Source organism: Streptomyces sp. NPDC058284 (assembly GCF_042881135.1).
Lineage (GTDB): Bacteria > Actinomycetota > Actinomycetes > Streptomycetales > Streptomycetaceae > Streptomyces.
Window position 1 is genome coordinate 71,493 of record NZ_JBHVYE010000033.1, and the last position, 10,038, is coordinate 81,530.

General features: G+C 73.2%; 7 protein-coding genes. 3 read left to right on the plus strand and 4 right to left on the minus strand.

Going from position 1 to position 10,038, the window contains the following annotated elements:
• Positions 1 to 17 precede the first annotated feature (17 nt).
• Complete coding sequence (locus ACFVYR_RS32905; protein WP_384258117.1) at positions 18 to 542, minus strand: DUF6314 family protein; 525 nt, start codon at positions 540 to 542, stop codon at positions 18 to 20.
• A gap of 68 nt (positions 543 to 610) precedes the next feature.
• Positions 611 to 1,600 carry an aldo/keto reductase gene (locus ACFVYR_RS32910; protein WP_384258115.1) on the minus strand — a complete coding sequence of 330 codons (990 nt, stop codon included), beginning with the start codon at positions 1,598 to 1,600 and terminating at the stop codon, positions 611 to 613.
• 270 nt (positions 1,601 to 1,870) lie between these two features.
• Here ACFVYR_RS32910 and ACFVYR_RS32915 point away from each other — a divergent pair, with 270 nt between their 5' ends.
• Positions 1,871 to 3,421, plus strand: coding sequence for an alpha/beta hydrolase (locus ACFVYR_RS32915; protein WP_384258113.1), 1,551 nt, complete (start codon positions 1,871 to 1,873; stop codon positions 3,419 to 3,421).
• A complete protein-coding gene (locus ACFVYR_RS32920; protein ID WP_384258110.1) occupies positions 3,418 to 4,650 on the plus strand; it encodes a serine hydrolase domain-containing protein in 1,233 nt (410 codons plus the stop codon). The genes ACFVYR_RS32915 and ACFVYR_RS32920 overlap by 4 nt, the downstream gene beginning before the upstream one ends.
• A gap of 752 nt (positions 4,651 to 5,402) precedes the next feature.
• Here ACFVYR_RS32920 and ACFVYR_RS32925 read toward each other — a convergent pair.
• Positions 5,403 to 6,899: an MFS transporter gene (locus ACFVYR_RS32925; protein WP_384258108.1), complete on the minus strand. Its 1,497-nt coding sequence runs from the start codon at positions 6,897 to 6,899 to the stop codon at positions 5,403 to 5,405.
• Positions 6,896 to 7,546 carry a TetR/AcrR family transcriptional regulator gene (locus ACFVYR_RS32930; protein WP_384258257.1) on the minus strand — a complete coding sequence of 217 codons (651 nt, stop codon included), beginning with the start codon at positions 7,544 to 7,546 and terminating at the stop codon, positions 6,896 to 6,898. The genes ACFVYR_RS32925 and ACFVYR_RS32930 overlap by 4 nt, the downstream gene beginning before the upstream one ends.
• Positions 7,547 to 7,684: 138 nt before the next feature.
• Here ACFVYR_RS32930 and ACFVYR_RS32935 point away from each other — a divergent pair, with 138 nt between their 5' ends.
• A complete protein-coding gene (locus tag ACFVYR_RS32935; protein ID WP_384258105.1) occupies positions 7,685 to 9,904 on the plus strand; it encodes an NADP-dependent isocitrate dehydrogenase in 2,220 nt (739 codons plus the stop codon).
• Positions 9,905 to 10,038 lie beyond the last annotated feature (134 nt).

Below are 10,038 nucleotides of genomic sequence, written 5' to 3' on the forward strand. Positions count from 1 at the left end.
CCGACGCCCGGCAGGGGTCAGCGGTCGCCGGGACCTTCGGCGCGGACCGCCCGCCGGTACTCCGTGACGAGCAGCAGGTCCTTGGCGGGGCCGCCGACCCGCCACCGGGTGCGCCAGCGGTCCGCGGCGGCCACCTCGAACTCGCCGCGGTAGAGGTCGCTTACGCAGGGGTGGTCCGTCGTCCAGCGACCCGTGCGCAGGTCGAGGTCGTGGAAGAAGCGGCCGTCGGCGAACTCCACGCGTGCGGTGCCCGCCGCCTCGCCGGGCAGGAAGCGGAGCGTGCGTTCGGCGGGGCGGGCGATGCCGTGCCAGGTGAAGGTGCCGGACTCCTGGTGGAGGAGGCCGCCGGATTCGGGGGCGGGCAGCGGTGAGAAGAGCGTCGTACCGGTGAAGCGGCCCTCGGAACCGTCCGCGAGGTCGCGGACGGTGCGCTCGACGCGCCACTCGCCGGTGAGGAAGGCGAGTGTCTCAGGGACGGGGACGGGGACGGGGAGGCGGACGGCCACGGCGTCCCTGTCGGCCTTCTCCTCGAAAAGCGGCATACCCGCAGGCTACGCGGCCCGGCCGAGCGCCCCGCCGCCACGGGAGCGGCAGGCGGGAAGCGCGGCGGCTAGCGGTCCAGGACCGCCAGGCTGTTCTCGTCGTACCGCGTCCCCGCCACCCGGTCCGCGGGCGCCGCGGCGTCGATCGCGGCCAGGTCGTCGGCGGACAGCTCGATCGAGGTGGCGCCGAGGTTCTCCTGAAGGTACTTCTCGCGGCGCGTGCCCGGGATCGGCACCACGTCGTCCCCGCGGTGCTGCACCCAGGCGAGCGCGAGCTGTCCGGCTGTCACGCCCTTCTTCGCGGCGAGCGCGTCCAGGGTCTGAACGATGGAGAGGTTCTGCTCCAGGTTGCCGTCGGCGAAACGGGGCTGGTAGCGGCGCACGTCGTCCTTCTGGAGGCCGGCGAGCGAGGTGTAGCGGCCGGTGAGGAAGCCGCGTCCGAGCGGCGAGAACGGCACGATGCCGATGCCGAGCTCACGGCAGACCGGCGCGATCTCCGCCTCCAGGTCCCTGGTCCACAGGGACCACTCGCTCTGCAGCGCGGCGATGGGGTGCACGGCGTGCGCCCGCCGGATCGTGCGTGCGCCGGCCTCGGAGAGCCCGATGTGGCGCACCTTGCCCGCCGCCACCAACTCCGCCATCGCGCCGACGGTCTCCTCGATCGGCACGGTCTTGTCGACCCGGTGCTGGTAGTACAGGTCGATGTGGTCGACGCCGAGGCGGCGCAGCGAGGCGTCGCAGGCCTCGCGTACGTACGCCGCGTCGCCCCGTATGCGCGTGGGCTCGCCGAGCCGGTTGGCGAAGCCGAACTTCGTGGCGACGACGGCCTGTTCGCGGCGCGCGCCGGTGAGCGCGCGGCCGATGAGCTGTTCGTTGTGGCCGTGGCCGTAGTAGTCGGCGGTGTCGAAGAGGGTGACGCCGAGGTCGAGGGCGCGATGGATCGTCGCGATCGACTGCGCGTCGTCGGACGCGCCGTAACCGTGACTCATCCCCATGCAGCCGAGTCCCTGCGCCGAGACGGTCAGCGCGCCGAGGCGGCGCGTGGGAAGGGTGGACATGCTGGTACCTCCTGGGACGTGCGCGGTGATCCGGGGGGATGCCCTGTGATCGGGTACGAACCTAGGGCTTGGAGCGAACTCCAGGTCAAGCCCCGGATCTCCGGAGAACCGGAGCGCGCGTACGGGGGCTTTCCCCAGGTGGTCCGGCCCGGTAGCACGATGTTCCGGCGCCCTGAGTGTTCCTAGCGTGGTGATCACCAATTCCTCGGTCGGCCGCCGGAGACGGACGGACGGGCGGGCGGACCGGGAGCCACCGAACCAAGGAGCACGATGCGCGTCGCGTCAGCAGTCACCGCCGGTCTCGGCCTCGTCGGATTACTCGCGGGCGAAGTGGCCGCCGCCGACCTTCCCGAGCCGCCCAAGTCATCGCACCAGGCGCTCAGTTGGGGCCACTGCTCCCCGGACCAGAAGGAGCTGAACGAGGCGGGCGCGCGGTGCGCGAAGGTGACCGTGCCCCTCGACTACGCGGACCCCGGCGGCCGTACGATCGACATCGCCGTCTCCCGCATCAAGGCGAAGTCACCGGGGACACGGCGCGGCATCCTGCTCTCCAACCCCGGCGGCCCGGGCGGCACGGGACTCGCCCACACCCTGGCCCTGCGGTCCACGCTGAAGGGCGCGGCGGACCACTACGACCTGATCGGCTTCGATCCGCGCTTCCTCGGCGAGAGCACGCCCGTCACGTGCGGCAAGGTACCGCGGCCCACGCCACCTGCCGAAAACACCACACCGCGCCGTGACTTCGCGGACGCGGTGCGGTCGGCGCGCGAGACCGCGCGCCGCTGCCAGGAGTACGGCGACAATGCCGCGCTGCTCCCGCACGCGTCGAGCCGGAACGTCGCCCGCGACATGGACGCGATCCGGGCGGCGCTGGGCGAGCGCAAGCTGTCGTACTACGGCGTCTCGTACGGAGCCGACCTGGGCGCTGTCTACACCCAGCTGTTCCCGCGCCGCACCGACCGGATCGTCCTGGACTCCTCGACGGATCCGGCGGCCACGCAGTACGAACTGTTCCAGCGGTCCGGGGCGCCCGCGGAGGCCGCGCTCAAGAACATCGACGGCTCTGATGGCATCGATGGCCTTGACGGCCATACGTACGCGGACGTCCGGGCGTTGCTGGCACGGGCCGAGCGGCACCCCATCCCGGTCAAGGGTCAGCGCCTCAATGCCCCGCTACTGCGCATGATCTTCAAGCAACTCGTCCAGCACGAGGAGAACGACCCCCAACTCCGCAGTGTCGTGGCCGACTTGACGAAGGCCGCCGCGGGTGAGGCGGTCGAGCCGGGACCGGCGCTCGCCGGGATGCTGGAGTTCCTCTCCTCGCCCGAGGTGGCGGACAGCATGGTGGGCGGCGCGATCTTCATGTGCGGCGACGGGGGCTGGCCCGCGGGCGGGTGGCCCAAGAACCCGCGGACGTACTGGAAGAACATGCAGCGCAGCAGGGCCGACCAGCCGGTGTTCGGGCCGTACGTCAACACAATGATCGCTCCGTGCGCATTCTGGAAGGGCGAGCCCCGTGAACCCGGCACGAGGATCGGCAATGACGTGCCGGTCCTGATGCTCCAGGCCCGCTACGACAACAACGTCCCGTACGAGGGCGCCCTCGCCCTGCACGCGAAGCTCGCCGGGTCCCGCCTGGTGACGGCGGACATCCGCTCGCACGGCGTCTACGGGCGCGGCAACGACGGCCTCACCCCCGTCCCGTGCGCCGACCGCACCGTCAACGCCTACCTGCGCGACGGGAAGCTGCCCGCCACGGACCGCACGTGCGCGAGGCCGAAGAAGACAGCCGACACCACGGAGAAGGAGAATTCCCGATGACGACCGGGATCAGCAGGCGCACGGGCCTCGCGGCGACCGCGGCGGCACTGCTCACGGGAGTGGCAGGCACCAGGGCCGCCGCGGCAGCCCCCGCCTCCGCCTCCGCCGCCCCGCCCTCCCGGCGCGGGCGCACCCTCCAGCGCGACGTCGACGCGATCCTCGCCACCGGCGTGACCGGCGTCCTCGCCGAGGTGCACGGCCCGCACGGCCGCACGGCCGCCCGGGCGGGCGTCGCCGACCTCGCGGCGGAGCGGCCGGTGCCCTGGGGCGCGTACTACCGCATCGGCAGCGACACGAAGACGTTCACCGCGACGGTCGTCCTCCAACTCGTCGGCGAGGGACGGCTGAAGCTCACCGACACCGTCGAGCGGTGGCTGCCGGGAGCGGTCCGTGGCCACGGCAACGACGGTCGCCGGATCACCGTCGCCAACCTGCTGCGGCAGACCAGCGGCCTCAACGACTACATCGACGGGGACAGCGAGGACTTCACCCCCGACGGCTACCGCCGCAACCGCTTCCGCTCGCAGACGCCCGAGGAGCAGCTGACGGCGGCCCTCGGCGCGCCGCCGCAGTGGCTGCCCGACGCCGACGACCCGGCGGGGGAGCGGCGCTGGGGCTACTCCAACACCAACTACATCGTCGCCGGGATGATCGTCGAGGCGGTCACGGGGCACCCCTGGGCCCAGGAGGTCCACGAGCGGATCATCGAGCCGCTCGGACTGCGCCACACCTTCGCGCCGGGCACCTCGCCGTACGTGCCGCAGCCGACGGCCACCGGCTACACGTACTTCCCCAAGGGCACCCGCCCCGTCGAGACCACCCTCGGCTTCGGCGGCGGAGCCGACGGCTGCCTCATCTCCACGCCGCGCGACCACGGCGTCTTCCTGCGCGCCCTGCTCGGCGGCCGACTGCTGCGCCCGGCGCAGCTGGCGGCCATGAAGCGGACCGTGCCGGTGAAGGACTGGATCCCGGCCGACGGCGTCCGCTACGGCATGGGCATCGCCTGGCGTCCCGTCGCGGGCCGCGACGACGGAATCTGGTTCCACGGCGGAACGAGCCTCGGCTGCGTCTCCGAGGGCGGCGTGACCCCGGACGGCACGACCTCAGTCAACAGCGCGGCCTTCACCCTGCGCATCGACAGCGTGGAGCCGCACGAGGCGCAGGCGCGGGCGACCCTCCGGATGGTGGACGCGGCGCTGAGCGCGGGTCCGGGCCGGGGCGGTTCGTAGGGCTGGTGCCGGGTCCCGGGGCCCGGGTCCCGGGTCCCGGAGCCCGGAGCCCGGAGCCCGGAGCCCCGGGTTCGGAGCCCCGGGTTCGGAGCCGGGAGCCGGGAGCCCGGGGCCCGGAGCCGGGGTGCGGCGGGGCTCCGGGGGCCTGATGGCGGGGCCCGTCCGTGGTCCCTTCGCCGAGGGCGCTGCCGTACTCCCGGGCGGGCTCCCGTCAGGCTGTGGGTCCGCCCCCGGGTGCGGCTTCGCCCCTGGGGCCGAGTCCCGGCTCAGCTGCGGCTTCGCCCCTGGGTGCGGGCTCCCGCTTGGCTGCGTCTTCGCCGTGGGTGCGACCCCCGGCGGGCTGCGGCTCCACGCCACCCGCGAGTCCGGGTCCCCGCGGGTCTTACGCCGGGTGGCGGCTTCACGTCCGGCCGCGCTCGCAGGCCGGGGCGGCATGGCTTCACCCCCGGCCCTGGCCTCGCCGCCGGCCGTGGCCCTGACCCGGGATGCGGGCTGCTGCCCGGTTGCGGTTTCGCGCCGGGCCGTGGTGTCACGCCGGGCCGTGGTTCTCACCCCGGGGTGCGGGCTGCTGCCCGGCTGCGGCTTCACGCCAGGCCGTGGTGTCACGCCGAGCCGTGGTCCTCACCCCGGGGGGCAGGCTGCTGCCCGGTTGCGGTTTCGCGCCGGGCCGGGGGCCTCACCCCCGGGCGCGGTCCTGCCCCCGGGGCAGGCCCCGTCCGGGTGCGCCTTCGTGCCGGGCAGCGGCCCCGCCTTCAGCCCTGGCCGCACGCCCGCTCAGCCCCGGCCGCACCCCCGCTCGCCGTCCCACGGCCCGCCGGCCCGAGGCCCGGCAGCGTCGTAGCCGCCACCGCTCCCGCCGCCGCCACCACGGCCAAGGCCGTCAGCGTAGGTGTCATCGCGGAGAGGAACTCCGCGCGGGACCACGGGGGCCGGCCCGCACGCGGGGGACCCGAGGGGGAGGCGGCGGTCATCAGGGTGGTCGCCAGGGCGATGCCCAGCGCCGGGCCCACGTTCATCGCCGTCTGCTGGAGGCCCCCGGCCACCCCGGCGTCGGCCACCGGAGCGTGTCGTACGACGACGGCCGTGGCCGCCACCATCACCGTGCCGAACCCCGCCCCCACGAGCGCGAACGCGCCGCCGACCACCACCGGCCCCGACGCCTGGTCCAGGCGGGACAGAGCCAGCACGCCGAGGGTGAGCACCGCCATGGCCCCGGTGATCGTCAGGCGCGGGCCCGCCCGGCGCAGCAGTACGGCCGAGAGGGGCGCGCCGACCACCATCATCACCGCGAGCGGCAGGGCGCTCAGCGCACTGTGCAGCGGGTCGAGCGCCCGTACGTCCTGGAGGAAGTACGTCGCGACGAAGAGCGTTCCGAACATCGCGGCGGACGCCGCGACGAGGATGCCGAGCGCGGGGCCGACCGTGGAGGTACGGAGCAGACGGGGCGGCACGAGCGGGCGCGCCGCACGCCGTTCGTGCCGCAGGAACACGCCGCCCGCGAGTACCGCCGCCGACGCCCCCGCGGCGGCGGCCGGCGTCCAGCCGCTCTCCGGGACGCCGACCAGCGTGTGCACGAGACAGGCCAGTGTCACCGCGAGCAGTCCCGCGCCGGGCAGGTCGAGCCCGGGCGCCGGACCCTCCCGGCGCGGCTCCGGCACCCGGACCACCAGCGCCAGTACGCCGATGAGCAGCGCGGGCACGACGCCGAGGAAGAACACGGAGCGCCACCCGAGGTGCGTGGCGAGCGCCCCGCCCAGTACCGGACCGGCCGCGGCGGCGAGGCCGATCGCGCTCGTCCGCAGCGCGATCGGCATGCCGAGCCGGTCCGGCGGGAACGCGGCCCGGAGCATGCCGAGCGTCGCGGGCTGCAGCAGCGCCCCGAAGATGCCCTGGACGACGCGCAGCGCGATCAGCGTGCCGACGCCGGACGCGAGGCCGACCCCGGCCGACGCGGCGGCGAAGCCGAGCGTGCCGACGGCGAAGAGCCGCCGGTGCCCGTACCGGTCGCCGAGCCGCCCCGCGAAGACGAGCAGGCTCGCCACGGCGATCAGGTACCCGGTGCTCGTCCACTGCACCTGGGCGAACGAGGCGTCCAGATCGCGTCGCAGAGCGGGCTGGACCACGCTCAGCACGGTGCCGTCCAGCGCGACGATCATGGCGCCGGCGACACTGCAGGCCAGGGTGAGGTTCCGTCGGCCCCTCTCCCCGGGGGCGACGCGCTTCCCTGCCCCGGAAGTCGTGACGCTCATCCGGCTGCCGGCCCGAGCCCGAGATGTGCGTCGAGCGCCGCGTCGAGCAGCGCCTCCACCTCGTCCGTGCCCGTCGCGAGACGCAGACTTCCCCAGCCCCACAGCTGCGCGATCCCGTGCAGGTTCGCCCACAGCGCACCCGCGGCGACCCGCACGCCCGTGTCGGAGGCGGGGGCGGAGGCGGACGCGGACGCGGCTGAGCGGGCCTCGGCGACGAGTCCGACCAGCACGTCGAAGAGCGGCAGGCTCGTCTCCCGCAGGCCCAGCTGATTGCTCTCGAGGAGGTCGTGGCGGAACATCAGCTCGAACATGCCGCGGTGCTCCGCGGCGAAGCCGAGGTACGCGCGGCTCAGCGCCTTCAACCGCGTACGCGCGTCCTGACCGCCCCCGCCCCCCGCCGCGCCCACGGCCTTCTCCGCCTCGGCCGCCAGCTCGGCGAACCCGCGCCGGGCGATGGCGGACAGCAGCGCCACGTGCGTGGGGAAGTGGCGCCGGGGCGCTCCGTGGGAGACACCGGCCCGGCGGGCGATCTCCCGCAGCGTCAGCGCCTGCACCCCGTCCGTCGCCACCAGCTCCACGCCGACGTCCACCAGCCGGGCCCGCAGCCCGGCGTCCTGTTCGTCCCTGCCCATCGCCCTGCCCACCATTGGCTTCATAGACACTGTCTACCGCATCGCGTAGACAGTGTCTACCAAGATTGGGGTCCTCAGGGCCCTGTCCGTGACGGGGGAGGGAGGAGATATCTTGATGTCGAGCAATGTTGCAGACGCGGAGCGGAGCACCCGGTGACTGACTCGACCATCATCTACACCCACACTGACGAGGCCCCGGCCCTGGCGACCCATTCCTTCTTGCCGGTGGTCCAGGCCTACGCCTCGACGGCCGGGGTCAGCGTGGAGACCCGCGACATCTCGCTCGCGGGCCGCATCATCGCCCTCTTCCCCGAGTTCCTCGAGGAGAGCCAGCGCATCGATGACGCCCTTGCCGAGCTCGGCGAGCTCGCCAAGACGCCCGGGGCGAACATCATCAAGCTGCCGAACATCTCGGCCTCGATCCCGCAGCTCAAGGCCGCGATCGCCGAGCTGCAGGGCCAGGGCTACGCGCTCCCCGACTACCCGGACGACCCGAAGACCGACGAGCAGCGCGACATCCGCGCCCGCTACGACAAGGTCAAGGGCAGCGCCGTCAACCCGGTCCTGCGCGAGGGCAACTCCGACCGCCGCGCCCCCGCCTCGGTCAAGAACTACGCCAAGGCCCACCCGCACCGCATGGGCGCCTGGACGGCCGACTCGAAGACGAACGTCGCCACCATGGGCGCCAACGACTTCCGCTCCACCGAGAAGTCCGCGGTGATCGCCGAGGACGGTTCGCTGCGCATCGAGCTCACCGGTGACGACGGCTCCACCACCGTCCTGCGCGAGTCCGTACCGGTCCTCGCGGGCGAGGTCGTCGACGCCTCCGTCATGCGCGTCGCCGCGCTGCGCGAGTTCCTCGGCGAGCAGGTCGCCCGCGCCAAGGCCGAGGGCGTCCTCTTCTCCGTGCACCTCAAGGCCACGATGATGAAGGTCTCCGACCCGATCGTCTTCGGCCACGTGGTCCGCGCCTTCTTCCCGAAGACGTTCGCCGCGCACGGCGAGACCCTCGCCGCCGCGGGCCTGACCCCGAACGACGGTCTTGGCGGCATCTTCAAGGGCCTGGAGTCCCTCCCCGAGGGCGCGGCCATCAAGGCGTCCTTCGAGGCCGAGCTGGCCGAGGGCCCCGAGCTCGCCATGGTCGACTCCGACAAGGGCATCACCAACCTGCATGTCCCGAGCGACGTCATCGTCGACGCCTCCATGCCGGCCATGATCCGCACCTCCGGCCACATGTGGGGCCCGGACGGCGCCGAGCACGACACCCTCGCGGTCCTGCCGGACAGCAGCTACTCCGGGGTCTACCAGGTCGTCCTCGACGACTGCCGCGCCAACGGCGCCTTCGACCCCTCGACGATGGGCTCCGTCCCGAACGTCGGCCTCATGGCGCAGAAGGCCGAGGAGTACGGCAGCCACGACAAGACCTTCGAGATCCCCACCACGGGCAACGTCCGGGTCCTCGACGGCGCCGGCAACGTCGTCCTCGAGCAGGCCGTCTCCACCGGTGACATCTTCCGCATGTGCCAGACCAAGGACGCGCCGATCCAGGACTGGGTCAAGCTCGCCGTCACCCGCGCCCGCGCCACCGGCAGCCCGGCCGTGTTCTGGCTGGACGACACCCGCGCCCACGACGCCGTGCTCATCGGCAAGGTCGAGCGCTACCTCGCCGACCACGAGACCGAGGGCCTGGACATCCGGATCATGTCGCCGGTCGAGGCCACCGCGTTCTCCCTGGAGCGCATCCGCCGCGGCGAGGACACCATCTCCGTCACCGGCAACGTCCTGCGCGACTACCTGACCGACCTCTTCCCGATCCTGGAGCTGGGCACCAGCGCCAAGATGCTGTCGGTCGTCCCGCTGATGAACGGCGGCGGCCTCTTCGAGACGGGCGCCGGCGGCTCCGCCCCGAAGCACGTCCAGCAGCTGGTCAAGGAGAACTACCTGCGCTGGGACAGCCTGGGCGAGTTCCTCGCCCTCGCGGTGAGCTTCGAGCACCTCGCCACCACCACGGGCAACGCGCGCGCCCAGATCCTCGCCGACACCCTGGACCGCGCGACGGCCACGTTCCTGGAGAACGACAAGTCGCCGAGCCGCCGCCTCGGTGGCATCGACAACCGCGGCAGCCACTTCTACCTCGGCCTGTACTGGGCGCAGGAGCTGGCCGGGCAGACGGAGGACGCGCAGCTCGCCGAGGCGTTCGCGGCCCTGGCCGAGACGCTGGCCGAGCAGGAGCAGACCATCGTCGACGAGCTGATCGCCGTGCAGGGCTCGCCGGCCGACATCGGCGGCTACTACCAGCCGGACGCGGCCAAGGCCTCCAAGGTCATGCGCCCGTCCGCGACGCTCAACCAGGCGCTGTCGATCCTGGGCTGACGCTTCCGGTACGCAGTGAACAGAGGGGCCCCCGCCGATGCTTGAGTTCTAGTGGTCGTTGCAACACCCCAGCTCAGGGGACGCGATGGCCATCGATTACAGCAAGCGACGCAAGCCCGCAGGGCATGCTCCGC